18 protein-coding genes are annotated in these 18,035 nt (G+C 71.0%); 12 read left to right on the plus strand and 6 right to left on the minus strand.

The features are described from left to right. The first annotated feature begins 48 nt into the window (after positions 1–48). Both BLQ91_RS02680 and BLQ91_RS02685 read left to right on the plus strand, forming a co-directional pair. Positions 49–354, plus strand: a complete 306-nt coding sequence (locus tag BLQ91_RS02680) for a WhiB family transcriptional regulator (protein ID WP_051784712.1) — start codon at positions 49–51, stop codon at positions 352–354. A gap of 31 nt (positions 355–385) precedes the next feature. Then, on the plus strand, positions 386–3,547 hold the full coding sequence (locus BLQ91_RS02685) for a glycosyltransferase family 2 protein (protein WP_090094936.1): 3,162 nt from the start codon (positions 386–388) through the stop codon (positions 3,545–3,547). Between the two features lie 299 nt (positions 3,548–3,846). Here BLQ91_RS02685 and BLQ91_RS02690 read toward each other — a convergent pair whose 3' ends face one another. Then, complete coding sequence (locus BLQ91_RS02690) at positions 3,847–4,290, minus strand: metallopeptidase family protein (protein ID WP_090095939.1); 444 nt, start codon at positions 4,288–4,290, stop codon at positions 3,847–3,849. Between the two features lie 93 nt (positions 4,291–4,383). Between BLQ91_RS02690 and BLQ91_RS02695 the strand changes: the two genes are divergently transcribed. From BLQ91_RS02695 to BLQ91_RS02730, 8 genes are all read left to right on the plus strand, one after another. Beyond that, positions 4,384–4,743: a DUF3499 domain-containing protein gene (locus BLQ91_RS02695; protein ID WP_218130139.1), complete on the plus strand. Its 360-nt coding sequence runs from the start codon at positions 4,384–4,386 to the stop codon at positions 4,741–4,743. 84 nt (positions 4,744–4,827) lie between these two features. Beyond that, positions 4,828–6,180, plus strand: coding sequence for a phosphomannomutase/phosphoglucomutase (locus tag BLQ91_RS02700; protein WP_090095941.1), 1,353 nt, complete (start codon positions 4,828–4,830; stop codon positions 6,178–6,180). 13 nt (positions 6,181–6,193) lie between these two features. Then, complete coding sequence (locus tag BLQ91_RS02705) at positions 6,194–6,394, plus strand: Trm112 family protein (protein ID WP_090094937.1); 201 nt, start codon at positions 6,194–6,196, stop codon at positions 6,392–6,394. 4 nt (positions 6,395–6,398) lie between these two features. After that, complete coding sequence (locus tag BLQ91_RS02710; protein ID WP_090094938.1) at positions 6,399–7,475, plus strand: SIS domain-containing protein; 1,077 nt, start codon at positions 6,399–6,401, stop codon at positions 7,473–7,475. Positions 7,476–7,482: 7 nt separating this feature from the next. Beyond that, positions 7,483–8,697: a mannose-6-phosphate isomerase, class I gene (gene manA / locus BLQ91_RS02715; protein ID WP_090094939.1), complete on the plus strand. Its 1,215-nt coding sequence runs from the start codon at positions 7,483–7,485 to the stop codon at positions 8,695–8,697. Between the two features lie 47 nt (positions 8,698–8,744). Then, positions 8,745–9,668: a cation diffusion facilitator family transporter gene (locus BLQ91_RS02720; protein WP_090094940.1), complete on the plus strand. Its 924-nt coding sequence runs from the start codon at positions 8,745–8,747 to the stop codon at positions 9,666–9,668. Between the two features lie 141 nt (positions 9,669–9,809). Next, positions 9,810–11,345, plus strand: a complete 1,536-nt coding sequence (locus BLQ91_RS02725; protein WP_090094941.1) for an amino acid permease — start codon at positions 9,810–9,812, stop codon at positions 11,343–11,345. A 25-nt stretch (positions 11,346–11,370) separates the two neighbouring features. After that, positions 11,371–11,826 carry a MarR family winged helix-turn-helix transcriptional regulator gene (locus BLQ91_RS02730; protein ID WP_090094942.1) on the plus strand — a complete coding sequence of 152 codons (456 nt, stop codon included), beginning with the start codon at positions 11,371–11,373 and terminating at the stop codon, positions 11,824–11,826. Here BLQ91_RS02730 and BLQ91_RS02735 read toward each other — a convergent pair. Continuing rightward, on the minus strand, positions 11,823–12,431 hold the full coding sequence (locus BLQ91_RS02735) for a hypothetical protein (RefSeq protein ID WP_090094943.1): 609 nt from the start codon (positions 12,429–12,431) through the stop codon (positions 11,823–11,825). The genes BLQ91_RS02730 and BLQ91_RS02735 overlap by 4 nt on opposite strands. A gap of 17 nt (positions 12,432–12,448) precedes the next feature. Between BLQ91_RS02735 and BLQ91_RS02740 the strand changes: the two genes are divergently transcribed. Next, positions 12,449–13,684, plus strand: coding sequence for a glutamate mutase L (locus BLQ91_RS02740; protein WP_090094944.1), 1,236 nt, complete (start codon positions 12,449–12,451; stop codon positions 13,682–13,684). Here the strand turns inward: BLQ91_RS02740 and BLQ91_RS02745 are convergent. Further along, positions 13,681–13,899 carry a helix-turn-helix domain-containing protein gene (locus tag BLQ91_RS02745; RefSeq protein WP_090094945.1) on the minus strand — a complete coding sequence of 73 codons (219 nt, stop codon included), beginning with the start codon at positions 13,897–13,899 and terminating at the stop codon, positions 13,681–13,683. The two genes, BLQ91_RS02740 and BLQ91_RS02745, sit on opposite strands and share 4 nt — an antisense overlap. After that, complete coding sequence (locus tag BLQ91_RS02750) at positions 13,899–14,378, minus strand: DUF2975 domain-containing protein (RefSeq protein ID WP_090094946.1); 480 nt, start codon at positions 14,376–14,378, stop codon at positions 13,899–13,901. Before BLQ91_RS02750 ends, BLQ91_RS02745 begins: the two co-directional genes overlap by 1 nt. Positions 14,379–14,455: 77 nt before the next feature. Here BLQ91_RS02750 and BLQ91_RS02755 point away from each other — a divergent pair, with 77 nt between their 5' ends. After that, positions 14,456–15,034 (plus strand): TetR/AcrR family transcriptional regulator, encoded by a 579-nt coding sequence (locus BLQ91_RS02755; RefSeq protein ID WP_245733034.1) that lies wholly within the window; start codon positions 14,456–14,458, stop codon positions 15,032–15,034. Here BLQ91_RS02755 and BLQ91_RS02760 read toward each other — a convergent pair. Beyond that, positions 15,027–15,551, minus strand: coding sequence for a GNAT family N-acetyltransferase (locus tag BLQ91_RS02760; protein ID WP_090094948.1), 525 nt, complete (start codon positions 15,549–15,551; stop codon positions 15,027–15,029). The two genes, BLQ91_RS02755 and BLQ91_RS02760, sit on opposite strands and share 8 nt — an antisense overlap. A gap of 10 nt (positions 15,552–15,561) precedes the next feature. Next, positions 15,562–17,967: a hypothetical protein gene (locus BLQ91_RS02765; RefSeq protein ID WP_090094949.1), complete on the minus strand. Its 2,406-nt coding sequence runs from the start codon at positions 17,965–17,967 to the stop codon at positions 15,562–15,564. Between the last annotated feature and the right edge of the window lie 68 nt (positions 17,968–18,035).

An 18,035-nucleotide genomic window follows, 5' to 3' on the forward strand; every position in this document is an offset into this window, starting at 1 on the left:
TCTGGCGTCCGCCAACCGGGGAGAGCGGAAGGCGAGGAGGCGGACGAAATGCAGGAATTCGAAGAGCTCGAAGAAGATCACGTCACACAGCCGGTGGTGCAGGGCGAGCTGTCATACCTGTTCGACCCTGCCGACGAGCAGGATTGGCAGGAGCGCGCGCTGTGCGCGCAGACCGATCCCGAGGCGTTCTTCCCCGAAAAGGGCGGATCGACTCGGGAGGCCAAGCGCATCTGCCTGGGCTGCGAGGTTCGATCGGAGTGCCTCGAGTACGCACTCCAGCACGACGAGCGCTTCGGCATCTGGGGCGGTCTCAGTGAACGGGAGCGCCGCAAGCTGAAGAAGCGAGCTGTCTAGAAGCGTGATCTTCTTGCCTTAACTTGGGGATGTGACAAGTCCTCACCCGAGGCTCCGGACAGCGCCGGTGCTGTGCGTCCTGGTCTGCCACGACGGCGACCAGTGGCTCAGCACGGCGCTGTCGGCCTTGCGGCGCCAGCGAATTCGTCCCCGGCACGTGATCGCGGTCGACACCGGGTCGACGGACCGGACGGCAAAGATCCTGGCAGAGGCGGAAGATCTGCTGGACGGGGTGCTGACGGCGCCGCGCGGCACGGGTTTCGGCACCGCCGTGCGCATCGCGGTCGAGCACGCCGTCGAACGCTGGGGTGATCCCGGCCGGTGGCTGTGGCTGTTGCACGACGACAGCGCGCCCGAACCCGACTGCCTGGCCGCGCTGCTGACCGCGGCCGAGGTGTCCCCGTCGGCTGCCGTCCTCGGTCCGCTGTGCCTCGACTGGGTGGATTCCCGCCTGGTCGTCGAGGCGGGTCTGTCGACGGATTCTTCAGGACATCGACAGACCGGTCTGTCCTCTGCGGAACATTCCGCATCGTTTCAGCAGAGCACCGAGGTTCTCGCCGTCTCGTCCGCGGGATCTCTGGTCAAACGTGAGGTTTGGCACGCGCTCGGCGGTTATGACGAAGCGATGCCGCTGCTGCGCGACGACGTCGACTTCGGGTGGCGCGCCAATCGCGCGGGTCATTTGGTCCTGTGCGTACCCGTCGCACGCATGCGACATGCGCGCGCCGCGACTAAAGGCGCACGCCGTTTGGACGCGGCGATGGCGCGGCCCGGTCCGTCATTTCGAGGCGTCGACCGGGCGCACGGCATGCGCACTTTCCTGGTCAATTGTTCGGGTCCGTCGTTCCTCGTCGGGCTTCCGCGCCTGCTGTTGCTGTCGTTGCTGCGCGCGCTGGGCTTCTCGCTCCTCCGGCGTTTCGCCGACGCACACGCCGAGGTCGGCGCCGCCCGCTACCTGCTGACGAGAGGCCGTCTGCTCGAAGGCCGCCGCGCCCGCCGCGGTTCCGCGGTCGTCCGCGGCCTCTTCACCAGCAGACTCACGAGACTGCGCAACGCGATCCGCGCCGGAGCCGCGTTCCTGGTCCGCCGCCGCCTCGAAGCCGACGCAGCCCTGGGTCGTTTGCCCGCAACCGATTCGAGCGCGACGTGGCTGGAACCGTCCGAAGTGGACCCGCGCCCCGTCGGTCCGGCGGCGTTGCCCGCCGGTGCGTCCCGCGGCCGTCCGCGCGTCGCCGGCCTGCGCCGCCCGCCGGTGGTCGTCCAGGTCGAGGCGGCCGTTCCCGGTGCACTGCGACCTTCGCCACGCCCGCGCCCGTCGCCGGGTCCGCGCGCCACGTCCGGGATGGTCTTCGTCGAGGTCGACCAGTCGCGGATGCTCCGCAAGCTGCTGCTCGCGCCCCCCGTGCTGCTCCTGCTCGGGCTTTCGGTGGTCGCCGTCGCGGCCAACTCCTCCCGCCTCGGTCTCGACCTCGCCGGTGGCCGCCTGCTGCCCGTCGGCTCGGTGGGCGAGGTCTGGTCGACGTACCTGGCCTCGTGGCACCCGGTCCACGGCGGCACCGCGGCCCCGGCACCCGCGGCCCTGGCCGTCCTGGGCCTGATCCCCGGTGGCCCCTCGTTCGCCGTCGCACTGCTGCTTCTCGGCGACATCCCCCTCGCCGCGTTGTCCGCCTACATCGCGTCACGCGGCATGCGCGTACGGCGTTCCGTGCGCGCGGTGATCGCCGCCTTCTACGGCCTGCTGCCCGTTGCGACCACTGCCGCGTCCGAGGGTCGTCTGGACGTAGTCGTCGTCCACGTCGTGACGCCCGTTGTCTTCGCGGGCGTGTATGCCGTCTTGCGCGCGTCGTCCACACACGCCTGGTTGCCCATGGCGTCCGGCACCGCCATCGGTGTCGCCGTGCTGGGTGCCTTCTCGCCGCTGACACACGCGGTGGTGATCGTCGGCGCTCTCGCGGGCTTCATCGCCGTGGCGGGTGGCGCACGCCGTATCGCGGCTTTGTTCATGATCGTGCTTCTGCCGATGGCGTTGCTTCTGCCGTGGCCGGCTGTGCTGCTCCAGCACCCGGAGATGGTGCTGAACGGCCTCGGCGCGGCCTTCGACTCGCCGCCACCGAACCTGGTCGTGTGCTCGGTCTTCGTCGCGGCCGGGTTCGCGGCCGCCGTGCTGCGGCCGAACCTCTCGATGCTGCCCGGTCTGCTGGTGATCGTGCTGGGCATCGGGGCTCTCGCCGCCGTGGCCGCCGTGGGGGCGTGGCCGGGGACGCCGTTGGTGATCCTCGCCTGGGGGCTCGTGCGCGTGGTGCTCGCCGGGTGCCAGCGCGGCGTGACCCCCGGTGTGGCCGGGCGGGCTCCGGTGCGCCGGGCCGTGTACGTCGTGGGCGTCGTGACGCTGGTCAGCCTCGGTATCGCCGGGGTCCTGGACCTCCGGACCGGGCCGTTGAAGGCGGACGGCGGCCTGGCCCTCAACGCGTCGCTGACCGCCGAACTGGAGCGGAGCGGGCGGTCGGTGCTGGTCCTCGGCTCGCCTGCGCGTCAGGTCGCGGGGCGGATGCCCGCGTTCGGGGACGACGACCTGGTGCCGACCGTGTCGTCGCCTGCCCGGTTGCGGCGGTGGAACTCGTCGTTGCTGGACGGGGCTCCGCCCGCGGTGAAGGTCGCTGTGGCCCAGGCCGCGTCCTCCGGGGTGGCGTTCGTGGTGCTGCCCTCCCAGGAGGCCGCCGCGCGGGTCGCCTCCGCTGCCGGGGAGCTGGTGTCGGTGGCGCCTCCCGCTTCGGACGGACGGCCGGTCCTGCGGGTCCGGCTGGCCGCGGACACCGGGGTGCTGCTGGCGCCCGACCTCGCCCGGCGGGCCCGGACCGGCGGGGAACCTCCCGCCGAGCCGGCCGCGGGTGGGGTGGCGCCGGTCACCGTGTCGCTGCCCGAGGTGGCTGTGCGGGTCTCGCCTGGTGGCGAGGGGCGGGTGCTCGTGCTGGCCGCTGAGGACGAGCCCGGGTGGCGGGTCTTCGTGGACGGGACCGAGGTGCCTGTCGTGCGGGCTTGGGGGCATCTGGTGGGGGTGCCGTTGCCCGCCGGTGGGGCAGAGGTCACCGCGTCGATGTCGACTGTTTTGAGGGATCTGTTGTTGCTGGGGCAGGGGGCGGCCGGGTTGTTCGCCTTGTTGACCGCTGTTCCTTCTCGGCGGCGGGGGGCTTAGGGGCGGCTGGTGCTCTCGTTGTGCTGGCGGGTGCCTGTTCCAGGAGCGGGGCTCCGCACCGAACCCCCCCATCCGATCCCACCCGAGGTGTCCGGGAAGGACGGCTCGCCTTCAGCATCGCGTGCGGATCTGCGTGCGGCTGGGCGTTGGTGAGACGGCTCGCCTTCGGCGTCGCGGGAGTGTCAGACCTGCTCGGTACGTTGGGTCGCGGGGGATCCCGAAACCGAGGGGACCCCTGCGCGAGCGCGCCGTCGTGGTCGACCGGGTACCTGGGCACCCGGTCGGGTGTGAGAGGCGTCTCAGCCCTCGTCGATCACGTCCGGGTCGAGGCCCAGGTAGTTCGCCACCTGTTCCACGAGGACTTCGTGCACCAGGTCCGCCAGGTCCGCGCCGTCCTTCGCGCGCGCCTCCAGCGGGCGGCGGTAGAGAACGATCCGGGCACGGTTGTCGGAGACCGCGGGGAGCAGGCGGGCCAGGGGGACGCTGCCGTCCTCCACCACGCCGTCCTCGCCTTCGACCTGCACTTCCGGCACGTCGTCGACTGCCACGTCCAGCTGCGTGAGCTCGGTCCGCCAGCGGGCCTCGATGGGTTCGAGGGCCTCGATGACCAGGGCGTCGAAGCGTTCCGCCCTCGAGCGGGCCGCCGGGAGGGTGGCCGGGTAGAGCGGGCCGCGCAGGCCTCTGCCGTGCCGGTCGCGATTGCGCCGACGTGGCGAATCCTGTCGCCGTGAACCCCTTGCCATCACCACAACCCAGCAGCCTAGTTGCTCCCCCCGACGACTAAACACAGCGTGCCTCACACACAGCCTCACGTGGACGCGCTATCGTCCCCGATCGTGCGGAGCGTGAGACGGTGCTCGCGAACCGGGTGTGCTAACCCGGCTGTCGCCACGCTCACCTACGCCTATGCGGACTCCACCGCAGTCGTCGGACCGCTCGCCACGTACTCCGAACCGCACAGCTACGACCTGTGCGAGGAGCACGCCTTGCGGCTCACGGCGCCGCGTGGCTGGGAGGTCGTGAGGCACCAGGGTGAGTTCGCGGCGCCCGAGCCGAGTGTGGACGACCTGACGGCCCTGGCCGAGGCGGTGCGGGAAGCTGGGCGGGCTGATGTCAGCCCGAAGCTCCCCGACGTGCCCGCGGGGTCTCAGCGGCGTGGGCACCTGCGGGTGCTGCCCGATCCGTACGAGGACTGAGCGACCACACGCACCACTAATCTTCTCGCCGGTAGGCTGCCCAACCAGTGGCCGTCAAGAGCGAGTTTCCTGGGAGTGTGCTGCGTGCGTGACCTGTCCGGCATCGTCAAGGCGTACGACATCCGCGGGGTGGTCGGCGAACAGCTGGACGCCGGCGTGGTTCGCGACTTCGGCGCGGCGTTCGCGCGCCTGGTCGGTGGACCCGCGATCGTGATCGGTCACGACATGCGCGACTCGTCGCCCGAGCTGTCGCGTGCCTTCGCAGAGGGGGCGCAGGCGCAGGGCGTCAATGTCATCAGCATCGGTCTGGCCAGCACCGACATGCTCTACTTCGCGTCCGGCAAGCTCGACCTGCCGGGTGCCATGTTCACCGCGAGCCACAACCCGGCGCAGTACAACGGCATCAAGCTGTGCCGCGCGGGCGCCTCGCCGGTCGGCCAGGACTCCGGTCTCGCGCAGATCCGCGAGGACGCCGAGAACCGGGTGCCGGACGCCGAGGGCGTCGAGCCGGGCGGGTTCGAGGAGCGGAACATGCTCGCGGACTACGCCGAGTACCTGAACCAGCTGGTCGACCTCAAGGGCATCCGCCCGCTCAAGATCGTGGTCGACGCGGGCAACGGCATGGGCGGCTACACGGTGCCCAAGGTCTTCGAGGGCCTGCCCGTCGAGGTCGTCCCGATGTACTTCGAGCTCGACGGCAGCTTCCCGAACCACGAGGCGAACCCGCTCGACCCGAAGAACATCGTCGACCTCCAGGCCCGCACCAAGGCCGAGGGCGCGGACGCCGGTGTGGCGTTCGACGGTGACGCGGACCGCTGCTTCGTCGTCGACGAGAACGGCGACCCGGTGAGCCCGTCGGCCATCACGGCGCTGGTCGCGGTGCGCGAGCTCGCCAAGGACCCCGGCGGCACGGTCATCCACAACCTGATCACGTCGCACGCGGTGCCGGAGATCGTGCGCGAGCACGGCGGCAAGCCCGTGCGCACGCGCGTCGGCCACTCGTTCATCAAGGAGGAGATGGCCAAGACCGGCGCCATCTTCGGTGGCGAGCACTCGGCGCACTACTACTTCCGCGACTTCTGGCGTGCCGACACCGGCATGCTGGCCGCGCTGCACGTGCTGGCCGCGCTGGGGGAGCAGGACGGCCCGCTGTCCGCGCTGACCTCGGTCTACAACCGCTACGCGGCCTCCGGGGAGATCAACTCCACGGTCCGGGACCAGGCCGGACGCATCGCCGCCATCAAGGCCGCGTACGGCTCCAAGGACGGCGCCACGGTCGACGAGCTGGACGGTCTCACCGTGCAGCTCGCGGACGGGTCGTGGTTCAACCTGCGCGCCTCGAACACCGAGCCGCTGCTGCGCCTGAACGTCGAAGCCGCCACCCCCGAGGCCGTCGCCGCGCTCAGCGACGAGGTCCTCGCGATCGTGCGGGCCTGAGGAGAGAACAGAAGTGGCCGTCAAGCTGGAAGAGCAGTTGCTGGAGATCCTCGCCTGCCCGTGCCCGGAGCACGCGCCGCTGCAGGTCGGCACACCCGCCGACCCGGAGGCCGACTTCCTCACGTGCACCGCGTGCGGTCGTTCGTTCCCCGTGCGCGACGGCATCCCGGTGCTGCTGCTGGACGAGGCGGTCGAGCCTCCGTCGGCTGGGTGAACCAGTGCTCGACGACACGCTGCTCGACGACGCGAGCCGCCTCGCCGACGCCGACACGGGTGGCTGGCTGCGCGCCGCCGCACGGGCGGGGGCGCAGGTCCGCGCCACCGCCGAGGCCGCGGCCGAGGCGGGCGTGGAGCGGATCTTCGACGAACGGCCGCGCGCGGTCGTGCTGGTCACCCGGCCCGGCCACGCGGTCGCGGTCTCGGGCGTCGTCATGGCGTTGCTCGGTTCCGGCTGCCCGGTGCCGGTCGTGGTGTCCGACGAGGTGCCGCCGTGGGTCGGTGCCCTCGACGTCGTGCTCGCCCACACCGAGGACCCCGATGACCGGGTGCTCGCGGAGTCGATCGACCGGGCCGTCCGCCGGGGCGCCAGGACGCTGCTGACGGCGCCGGACTCCGGTCCGATCGCCGCGGCCGCCGCCGGCCGGGCCGTGCTGCTGCCGTCGCGCATCGACGTGCCGCCCGGCTTCAGCTTCCACCGCGCGCTCGCCGCGTGGATCATCGTGCTGAACGCGCTCGGCCTGCTCAAGGTCGACGTCGAGCTCATCGCCGACGAGCTCGACCGCGAGGCCGAGCGCGACCACCCGATGCACGAGTCGTTCGTGAACCCGGCGAAGTCGCTGGCGCTGCGCGTCGCCGACCGCACGCCGCTGCTGTGGGGCCTCGACGAGGTCGCCACGTCGGTGGGCGTGCACGGTGCGGGCGCGCTGGCGGCGTTCGCCGGGGTTGCGTGCGACGTCGCCGGGTATCCGCAGGCACTGACCCGCCCGGTGCTGCACCGCCGCGCGGTCCAGGGAACCTCTGGTGCGGACCTCTTCGCGGACCCGGACGACGAGCCGGGCAGCGGACTCGTGCGCGTGCTGCTGCTGGCCGTGCGCCAAGGCCCGGCGGCCGACGCCCTGCGGCGCGCCGCCGAGGACGCCCTGCCGGGAGCGGACGTGCTGGAGCCGGCCGTCGAGGTGGCGGGAGGCGACGCGGTCAGCGCCGCGCTCCTCGCGCTCCGCTTCGAACTGGCCGCGCTGTACCTCGGGCTCGCCGCCGGAACGCTCGGCGGCAACCCGTACTGGTTGGGGAGCTGACTCAGAAGTGGACCTGCTGCACAACGCGGTCAGGCCGTACGCGTGGGGCTCGCGCACGGCCATCGCAGAGCTGCTCGGCAAGGAGGTGCCCGCACCCCATCCCGAGGCGGAGCTGTGGATGGGTGCCCACCCCGGCGACCCGTCCCGCGTGCTCGGCCCGGACGGCGTCCAGCGCTCGCTGCTGGACCTGCTGACCGCGGACCCCGAAAGCCAGCTCGGGCCTCGCCTCGCGCGGCGCTGGGGCAGCAGGCTCCCGTTCCTGCTCAAGGTGCTCGCCGCCGAGGAGGCGCTGAGCCTGCAGGCGCACCCGTCCCCGGCGCAGGCCGCCGAGGGCTTCGCGCTCGAGGAGGCGCGCGGCGTGCCGCTCGACTCCCCGGTGCGCAACTACAAGGACCCGGCGGCCAAGCCGGAGCTGGTCTGCGCGCTGACCGAGTTCCACGCCCTCGCCGGCTTCCGCGAGCCGTCCCGGACCGTCGCGCTGCTGCGTTCGCTCGACGCCCCCGCGCTCGCGCCGTACACCGAGATGCTGGTCGCGCAGCCGGACTCGTCGGGCCTGCGGGCGTTGTTCACGATGCTGATCACGCTGCCGCAGACGTCGCTGTCGGTGCTGCTCCCGCAGGTCCTCGACGCGTGCGTGCTGCACGTGAAGGAGCGCGGCGAGTTCGACCTGGAGTGCCGCACGATCCTGGAGCTGGGCGAGTCCTACCCCGGCGACGCGGGCGTGCTGGCGGCGTTGCTGCTCAACCGGATCGTCCTGCAGCCGGGCGAGGCGATCCACCTGCCCGCCGGCAACCTGCACGCGTACCTGCGCGGCACGGGCATCGAGATCCTGGCGAACTCGGACAACGTCCTGCGCTGCGGCCTCACGCCGAAGCACGTCGACGTGCCCGAGCTGCTGCGCGTGCTCGACTTCACGTGCGGCGACATGGAGGTGCTGCTGGGCGAGGAGGTCCAGCCCGGCGTCCGGGTCTACCGCACGCCCGCGCCGGAGTTCGAACTGTCCCGGTTGGACGCGGTCGCCGAGACGCGCGTCGACCACGAAGGCCCGCAGATCATGATTTGCACGAGGGGCGCCGTGGTACTCACGAACGTGCGCGGTGAGGAACTGCGGTTGGCGCGAGGTGAGTCCGTGTGGCTGCCCGCGTCGGATCCGGCGGTGCTCGTCCGACCGGATGGTGTTCAATCCGCTGAACTTTTCCGCGCGACCGCGGGAACGGACTAAGGTTCACCACCGGACAAACCGGACTGGCTTTCAGCAAGGAGACAGGCGTGTCAGCAGGGGGCGGGACCAAGGCCATCGTCGCGGCGTTGGTGGCGAATGCCGGTATCGCGACGGCCAAGTTCGTCGGATTCTTGATCACCGGTTCGTCGTCGATGCTCGCCGAGTCGGTGCACTCGGTCGCCGACACGTCGAACCAGGGTCTGCTGCTGCTCGGCCAGAAGACGGCCCAGCGCAGGGCGACCAGGCTCCACCCGTTCGGCTACGGCCGCGACCGCTACTTCTGGTCGTTCGTGGTGGCGCTGCTGCTCTTCAGCCTCGGCTCGGTCTTCGCGCTGTACGAGGGCATCCACAAGCTGCAGCACCCCGAGGGCCTCACCAGCCCGCTGGTCGCGGTCGGCATCCTCGTCGTCGCGATCGGCCTCGAGACCTACAGCTTCATCACCGCGATCAACGAGTCGAAGAAGATCAAGGGCGACGCCTCGTGGTGGGGCTTCATCCGCAACTCCCGCACGCCGGAGCTGCCGGTCGTGCTGCTGGAGGACCTCGGCGCGCTCGTCGGTCTGGTGCTCGCGCTCTTCGGCGTCGGACTCACGATGATCACCGGCAACCCGATGTTCGACGCGCTCGGCACCGTCTGCATCGGTGTGCTGCTCGGCGTCATCGCGATCATCCTGATCATCGAGATGAAGTCGCTGCTGATCGGCGAGGGCGCGCCTGACAAGGACCTCGACGTGATCTGCGACGAGCTCGCCGCCGGCAAGGTGCAGCGCGTCATCCACATCAAGACCCAGTACATCGGGCCGGAGGAGCTGCTGGTCGCGGCGAAGATCGCGCTGGAGCCGCAGCTGTCGCTCGACGAGGTGGCGCAGGCGATCAACGACGCCGAGCAGCGGGTGCGCAACAAGGTGCCGCACGCCCGGCTGATCTACCTGGAGCCGGACCTGGACCGCTCGACGGTCGCCAGCTCCTGACGCTTTCCGCACGCGGGGACCTTTCGTTCGCATCACGCGAGCGGGAGGTCCCCGCGTGCGTTCGGAGGGGAGCTTGGGCATCTCAGCTGGTGGATACCTCTAGGGTGGGCCGATCGGGGATCCATCGAGGAGGTATGCACCGTGCCGGGGAACGGGTTGTGGCGCACGAAGTCGATCGAGCAGTCGATCGCGGACACGGACGAGCCGGGCACCAAGCTCCGCAAGGAACTGACGGCGTGGGACCTCACGGTCTTCGGCGTCGCGGTCGTGATCGGAGCCGGCATCTTCACGCTGACGGCGAGCACGGCGGGCAACATCGCGGGGCCGTCGGTCTCGCTGTCGTTCGTGCTGGCGGCGATAGCGTGTGCGCTGGCCGCGTTGTGCTACGCCGAGTTCGCCTCGACGGTGCCCGTCGCGGGTAGCGCGTACACGTTCTCCTACGCCACGTTCGGCGAGTTCGCCGCGTGGATCATCGGGTGGGACCTGGTGCTGGAGTTCGCGGTCGGGTCGGCCGCGGTCGCGAAGGGCTGGTCGGCCTACCTGCAGACGACGCTGGGGCTCATGGGGCTCGACGTGAAGACCGAGGTGGGCGACGGCATCAAGTTCGACTGGGGCGCCGTGCTCCTGGTCGCGGTGCTCACGGCGTTGCTCGTCGTGGGCACGAAGCTGAGCTCGCGGGTCAGCGCGGTCATCACGGCCATCAAGGTCGCGGTGGTGCTGCTCGTGATCGTGCTCGGCATCAGCTACATCAAGGCGGAGAACTACTCGCCGTTCATCCCGCCGGCCGCGGAGAGCGGTCCCGCCGCGCACACCGGCATCGAGCAGTCGCTGTTCTCGCTGATCACCGGTTACTCGGGCAGCACCTACGGCGTGCTCGGCATGCTGGCGGCGGCGTCGATCGTGTTCTTCGCGTTCATCGGCTTCGACGTCGTGGCCACCACGGCGGAGGAGACCAAGAACCCGCAGAAGGCGGTGCCGAGGGGCATCCTCGGTTCGCTCGCGATCGTCACGGTGCTGTACGTGGCCGTCACGCTGGTCATCACCGGCATGGTCCCGTACACGAAGCTCGCGACGCAGCCGGACGGCACGCGCGCGACGCTCGCCAGCGCGTTCGCGGACAACGGGGTCGACTGGGCGGCGACGGTGATCTCGGTCGGCGCGCTCGCCGGTCTCACCACGGTCGTCATGGTGCTGATGCTCGGCCAGAGCCGCGTGCTGTTCGCGATGTCCCGGGACGGCCTGCTGCCGCGCGGTCTCGCGAAGACCGGCAGCCACGGCACCCCGACGCGCATCACGATCATCATCGGTGTGCTGGTCGCGGTCGCCGCGGGCTTCTTCCCGGCGGGCAAGCTCGAAGAGATGGTGAACGTCGGCACGCTGTTCGCGTTCATCCTCGTGTCCGGGGGTGTGCTGGTGCTGCGCAAGACCCGGCCCGACCTGTCGCGCGGCTTCCGCGTGCCGCTGGTGCCGCTGGTGCCGGTCCTCGCGATCCTCGCCTGCCTGTGGCTGATGCTGAACCTGACCGCGCTCACGTGGGTCCGGTTCCTCATCTGGATGGGCCTCGGCGTCGTCGTCTACTTCGCCTACAGCCGGCGCAACTCGGTGCTGGGCAAGACGGGCGAGAGCAGGGTCGAGCCCGAACCGGTCGTGGAGCGCGGCGAAGAGCCGGGCCACTAGCTCGTCACCAACTACCCTGCGCACCATGGAAAATCCGCCGTGGCTCTCCGAGGAGGAGGCGAACGCCTGGCACCACTTCGTCCAGGCGTACCACCTCCTCGAAAGACAGATCGAACAGCAGCTGCAGCGCGACGCGGGCCTCTCGCACGCGCAGTACAACGTGCTGATCGTGCTGTCCGAGCAGCCGGGGAACCGCATGCGGATGACCGAGCTGGCGCGCAGGGTCGTGGTGTCGAAGAGCTCGTTGACCTACCAGATCGGCAAGCTGGAGAAGTCGGGACTCGTGCGGCGCGAACCGCACGAGTCCGACGAGCGCGGCATCGTCGCCGTGCTGACCGACGCGGGCAAGGAACTGCTGCGGACCGCCGCGCCCGGTCACGTCACCACGGTCCGCGAGTACCTGATCGACCTCTTCACGCCGGAGCAGCTCGCGCAGCTCGGCGCGTTCATGCAGGTCGTGCACGAGAAGGCGGACGATTAGGGGAGTGCCAGCAGTCCCCGTTCGCCGAGCCACCCCGCCACGTCGTCGGGGCCGTGCCGGGTCACGTCGAACTCGAACACCGGCAGGACCGACTTCGCCGCGAGCGCCCGGAGCTGCTGCTGTTCGGCGATGAACGGCTCCAGCGACACGTACTGCTTCGGGTTCGCGCTGATCTTCAGCCTTTCCTCCCGTGCCTCCTCGAAGGTGTCCTCGGGGCGTGTGCACAGCACGATCGCGAAGTTCAGCGGCTTCAGCCGTTCCTCCAGCCAGCCGAAGTCGAACGTCCGCCCCTGCCGTGCCTGGTAGGCGAGCGTGGACAGGTGGAAGCGGTCGACGATCCACGAGTAGTAGCGCTGCAGCTCGAACATCCGCACCCACGTCTCGTAGGTCTCGATAGCCTGCGCTGTCTCGTCCGGGGCGAAGTCGATCAGCCCGCGGCCCCACGGCTCGTTGGTGAACCCGCTCCACTCCGCCGAGATCAGCGGCGAGTGGTAGCGGTACCTGCGGTGGCCGACGAGGCGCGGGTGCTCGTTGAGCGCGTAGGCCAGGTCCGTCTTGCCGGTCAGGCGCGTGCCTTCGAGGATCACCTTGGGCGTGAGCTTCATGGTGGTTAGCTTGCCCTGTGATCCTGTGTCTCGACGTCGGTTCCACCTGGACCAAGGCCGCTCTGGTGACCCCGGAGGGCGAACTGGTCAGGACCGGCCAGCACCCGACCACGCCTCCCGAGGTCCTGCGCGGCATCGACGTGCTGCGCGCGGAGGTCGGTGACGGCGAGGTCCTCGCCTGCTCGTCGGCCGGTGGCGGGCTGCGGCTCGCGGTCGTCGGTCAGGAACGGGTCGTGAGCGCCGAGGCGGGCTACCGGGTCGCCCTCAGCGCGGGCGCCAAGGTCGTGCACGTCAGCGCGGGTCCGGTCGACGTTCGAGCGCTCCGCACGCCGGCGCCGGATCTGGTCCTGCTGGTCGGCGGCACGGACGGCGGCGACCAGTCGGTGCTGCTGCACAACGCCGCGAAGCTCGCCCGTGTCGCGGTGCCGATCGTGCTGGCGGGCAACGTCGAGGCGCAGCCGGAAGCGTTGGCACTGCTGGGGAAGCGGACCGTGGTCGCCTGCCCGAACGTGCTGCCGGACGTCGGCCGGCTCGCCCCGGAACCGGCTCGCAGGGCGATCCGCGAGGCGTTCCTCCAGCACGTGATCGGCGGCAAGGGGCTGTCGCGCGGGCCGCGGTTCCGGCGGCTGGTGCGGGCCGTGACGCCGGACGCCGTGCTGGCCGGGGTCTCCCGGCTGGCGGCGCAGGACCGCGAGGGCGCGGTGCTGGTGGTGGACGTCGGCGGCGCGACGACGGACGTCTACTCGGCGGTGTCTACTGTGGACAGTGAAGGTCTGGAGAGGACGGTCGCGCTGCCACCGGACCGTCGCACGGTGGAGGGCGACCTGGGCATGCGCTGGTCGGCGCCGGGCGTGGTGCGGGAGGCTCTCGCCGAACGGCTGACGACCGAGGACCTCACCGCCGAGGCGCGGTTCCGCGCCGAGAACGTCGACTGGCTCGCGGACGACCCCGCCGTGGACGTGCGACTGGCGTCGTTCGCGGCGATCCTGGCCGTGCGCCGGCACCTCAGGCAGGTCGACGGTCAGCTCGGGCCGCACGGCGCGGGGCTGCTGGTGCTGTCGGGCGGGGTCTTCCGGCACACGCCGGACCTCTCGCCGGTCGTCGAGGCGCTGCGGGCGGACCCGGTGCTGCGGCCGGTGCTGCGGACCGCGGAGATCACCGTGGACCGCGACTACGTGCTGGCACCGGTCGGGCTGCTCGCCGAGTCGGGGCGGCTCGAGGCCGCCGACCGACTGGCGCAGCGGCTGGGTTAGGACGCCTCTTCGTCGTCCACGAACTCCAGGAGATCACCGGGCTGGCACTCCAGCACGCGGCACATGGCTTCCAGGGTGCTGAACCGGACGGCCTTCGCGCGGCCGTTCTTCAGCACCGCGACGTTGGCCGGCGTCAGCCCCACCTTCTCCGCGAACTCGCCGACGCTCATCTTGCGCTTGGCCAGTTCGACGTCGATGCGCACGACGATGGCCATCAGATCACCGCTTCCATGTCGGAGCGCAGGTCGGTCGCCCGCCGCAGCAGCGCCCGCATCACGACCATCACCAGGCCCACCACGGTGACCCCCGTCGTCAACAGGAACAACAGCAGCGGCAGTCCGGGGTCGTCCGCGTTGAAGCCGACCCACAGGAACACGCCGACGAGCACGACCCACCCGGCCGCGATCGCCCACACCATCACGTCGACCCACTTCAGCGCGCCCTCGGTGAAGATCAGATCCTTGCGCACGAGCGTGAGCAGCTTCCACGTGGCCACGACCACGACCTGCACGCACACGACCCAGAACACCGTGATGATCGTCGCGGGCCACCTCAGGTGGGCGTCGTCCGGGTTCTCCTGCGCCATGTGCGCGAACTGCCCCGGCAGCGACATCGTCTCGAACACGACCAGGATCCCGAACAGGACCACCAGGAAGACCCGCAGGGCGGTCACCGCCCAACGCTCAGCAATCATGCATCGAGTATCGGTAATCATCTATCGAAAGTCAATCGGTAGTGATCGTGTCGCAACAGGTCTCTACAGTGATCGCCGTGGGACTGCGTGAACGCAAGAAGACCGAGACCCGGGCCGCCCTGGCCGCCGCCGCACTGCGCCTCGCCCTGGACAAGGGCGCCGACAACGTCCGGGTCGACGAGATCGCCGAGGCCGCGAACGTCTCACCGCGCACCTACAACAACTACTTCCCGAGCCGCGAGCACGCGATCGTCGCCGGCATCACGGCCTCGCGCGCTCTTCAGGTGGCCGAGGAGCTGCGCGCACGGCCCTCGGGCGAACCGCTCGTCGAGTCGATCACCGCCGCGTTCGCCGCGCAGTACCGCGAACCGCCGTCGGAGGCGCTGGCGCTGGTCACCTCGACGCCCGCGCTGCGCGAGGCCTACCTCGACTCGGTGTCCTCGGTGGAACCGCCGATCGCCTCGGTCATCGCCGAACGCCTGGGCAAGGACGAGCTGGGCGCCTCGGTGCTCGCCGCCGCGGTGTCCGCGGCGGCCCGGATCGCCGTGCGGCGGTGGGTGGACGTGCGCCCGTCGGGACTCGTGGTGGTGCCGGCCGTCTCGCTCGAGGACCTGCTCCGCGAGGCGATCGGCCACCTGGAGCCCGCTCTCAGGTGAGCTCGTCCTTCAAGACGCACATCAGCAGCGCGTCGTGCCACTCGCCGTCGCGGAAGAACGACTGCCGGAACCGGCCGTCGACCTGGAAGCCGACCTTCCGGTACGACTTGATCGCCCGCTCGTTCGCCTCGACGACGCCGAGCTCGATCGAGTGCAGCCGCAGGGTGTCGAAGCCGTAGCGGCACATCGTGCGCAGGGCGTCCGTGCCGTAGCCGCCGCCCCAGTGGTCCTTCTCGCCGATGTAGATGTCGACCTCGGCCCGCGCGTTGATCGGGTCCGCGTCCCGCAGCACGACGACACCGATGAGCTTGCGCTCCTCCAGCGTCTCGATGCAGAAGGTGACCTTTTCGTAGGAGTTCTCCTGGCGGTCCGCGAACCGCTTGCGCGTCGAGGCGAGCGACGAGTGGAAGTAGCTCTGCAGCCAGCGCATCACTTCTTCGTCGTTGTGCCAGCGGTTGAACGCATCGGCGTCCTCCGGCTCGACGGGCCGCAGTCGGACGAGATCACCGGTCAGCATGGTCCGCAGACTAGGAGCCGCCCAGCGGATCGCGCGACCGCGTTTCCGGCTTGCGCGCGAACGGCAGCGCAGGCGACTCCGGCGCGTCCACCCGCAGCAGCCCCGCCGCGACCGCCACCGCCCGGTCCCACTCGGGGTCCGAGGTGTAGTCCGCGTGCCCGGACACCCCCGACCGCCACCGCCTGCCGGGGAACGGACCGCGCTGCGGGTCCGGCAGCCAGTGGTCGCCACCCAGCACCAGCGCCCCCGTCGGCCCGCGCAACGCCGGTGCCAGCGCGCCCTCCGAGCCGTCCTCGCGGTAGCCGACGCCGAGCAGCATCCCGTCGAACACCTGCCGCCGCCACGTCATCACCGCGCCGCCCAACGGGTCCGTGCCGCGGCACAGCGCCCGCCACCGGCCGTCCAGGCCACCGGCCAGGCGGGCCAGGGACGCGTGCGGCACGACGGCCGGGAACGCCCTCGGGTAGGCCCACTGCAGCTGAGACCCGGCCGTCACGAGCCCGATCCGTTCGCGCTCGTGCGCCGGCAGTTCCTCCAGCAACCGGGCCGCGGCCACGGCGACCAGCAACGACCCCTGCGAATGCCCGCACAGGACCACGCGGGTGCCGGGGTCGCGCAGGTGGTCCTGCACGCGCGAGACGAGCTCCGGCACCACCTTGAGCGCGTAGCAGGGCGGCACGATCGGGTGCGCCTCGCGCGGCCAGAACTGCGCGATGTCCGCGATGATCCCGAGCCGCCGCCCGGACTCCGGCTGCCGCGCCGCGAGGTACACCGCCCGCAGCAACGACACGGCCAGCATGCCCAGCACGAACACGCCGAAGGCCGAGAACGGGTCCGTCCACGACGCCAGCGGCACGTTCCGCAGCCGCTGCAGTGAAGCCAGCACGGCGCCAAGAGCCAGCACGGACGCCACGACCATGATCATGTGGTGGCCGTGGTTGCGCTCCCAGCGCGCCCACCACCACGCCCGCGTCGCCGCGCGGAGGTCGCGCATCCGGCCGGAGTGCAGCAACGAGGCCTCACGCGCCCACACCTTGCCCTTGCGGAACGCCCGCCACCGCACGGCGCTGGTGAACGACACCACCGCGAGGACGCTCAGCAGCGCGAGCACACCGGCCACACCCCACAGCAGGGTGATGTACCGGTAGCCCTCCGGCAGCTGGAGCCCTGATCCCAGCGCCTTGCGCACCGGCAGCGCGACCCCGGCACCGAACCCGCCGCCGAGCAGTCCGGCGATCGCCAGCACCGGTGCGGCGAACCAGCCGCCCGCCCACGGCCGCAGTTCGCGGGGGAGCTTCCTCCACGTCCCGCGGGCCAGCAGCGCGGCGGGCACCAGCAGCAGGCCGAACAGCACCAGCACGAACGCCATCAGCAATGCCACGACCTGCACCGCCACGTCCGCGCCGGGCACCCTCAGCGGCAGCTGTTCCTGCAGGCCGAGCGTCGTCAGCACGAGCAGCGCCGAGATCACCAGGAGCACGCGGCGCGGTTTGCGGCTCAACGCCGCCCGCAGCCACCGTCCGCCGCGATGAGGCGCACCGCCCGTGGGGTCGTCCAGCAGCAGCACGCCGAGCACGGACAGGCCGATCAGCACCAGCGACGCGACCCATGCCGCCGTGACCGCGACACCCATGCCGCCCGAGGCCGTGAGCTGCTTCAACGGCCCGCCCAGCGCAATCAGCGACGCCACCGCGAGAGCCGTCACGACGTGCAGGGACCGCAGCGCCGGCGTGTCCGGGTCCGTGGCGACGTGCGCGCCGGGCAGCCCGGACAACGGCTGCTTCTCCCGCTGCTCGGCGTCGGCGATCTCCCGGCGCTCGATCCGCCACTCGACGTGCGAGACGCGCCGCATCACCGCGACCACCACGACGATCGGCAGCAGCCCGAGGAAGGCCCGGAACCACGGGAACGAACGCACGTCACCGGGAATGCTGCTCAGGCACGCGGTTCCGGGACGCAGGCACTGCGCCGCGAGCAGGTCGAGGCTGACCACGGAGATCTGCGCGACCAGCAACGCGGTCAGCAGCAGCGCGAACACCCGCAGCAACGACCGCAGGCCGATCCCGAGCAGGTGGGAGGGCAGGCTGCGCTCCGGGACTGGCGGGAGCATCCAGTGCGCGACGTTCGCGATGCTGAAGGGGAAGAGCAGCGCCCACGTGGCCTTGGCCACACCTCCGGACGTCATCCCGCCCCACAGGTACCCCTCGACCACGCGGGGGGTGGAACGGCCCTCGGTCTGCAACACTGGACCCGGCGCGGGCCTGCGGAGCCTGTCGGCGGGACGCACGATGCGCCCGAGTCCGTCTCCGGCAACGTCCACGGCCGCGACGGCGTCGACCAACGTCTGCGGCGTCGTTCCCTGGACGCCGTGGACGCGCAGTTCGACGACACGTGTGTCCGGGCCGGCAATCAACACCCGAGACCTCCCTCACCCAACGTGGGGGACATAGTGGTGCATCAGCGGGCGGTATGGTCGGACGACAC

Origin of the sequence: Lentzea jiangxiensis, from assembly GCF_900104175.1 — a bacterium.
Taxonomy (GTDB): domain Bacteria; phylum Actinomycetota; class Actinomycetes; order Mycobacteriales; family Pseudonocardiaceae; genus Lentzea; species Lentzea jiangxiensis.

Bases quoted from the DNA above. Each gene is read 5' to 3' on its own strand.
- BLQ91_RS02680 (WP_051784712.1), top strand. From the start codon at position 49: ATGCAGGAATTCGAAGAGCTCGAAGAAGATCACGTCACACAGCCGGTG.
- BLQ91_RS02690 (WP_090095939.1), bottom strand. From the start codon at position 4,290: ATGGCAAGGGGTTCACGGCGACAGGATTCGCCACGTCGGCGCAATCGC.
- BLQ91_RS02730 (WP_090094942.1), top strand. From the start codon at position 11,371: ATGGAAAATCCGCCGTGGCTCTCCGAGGAGGAGGCGAACGCCTGGCAC.
- BLQ91_RS02735 (WP_090094943.1), bottom strand. From the start codon at position 12,431: ATGAAGCTCACGCCCAAGGTGATCCTCGAAGGCACGCGCCTGACCGGC.
- BLQ91_RS02745 (WP_090094945.1), bottom strand. From the start codon at position 13,899: ATGGCCATCGTCGTGCGCATCGACGTCGAACTGGCCAAGCGCAAGATG.
- BLQ91_RS02750 (WP_090094946.1), bottom strand. From the start codon at position 14,378: ATGATTGCTGAGCGTTGGGCGGTGACCGCCCTGCGGGTCTTCCTGGTG.
- BLQ91_RS02760 (WP_090094948.1), bottom strand. From the start codon at position 15,551: ATGCTGACCGGTGATCTCGTCCGACTGCGGCCCGTCGAGCCGGAGGAC.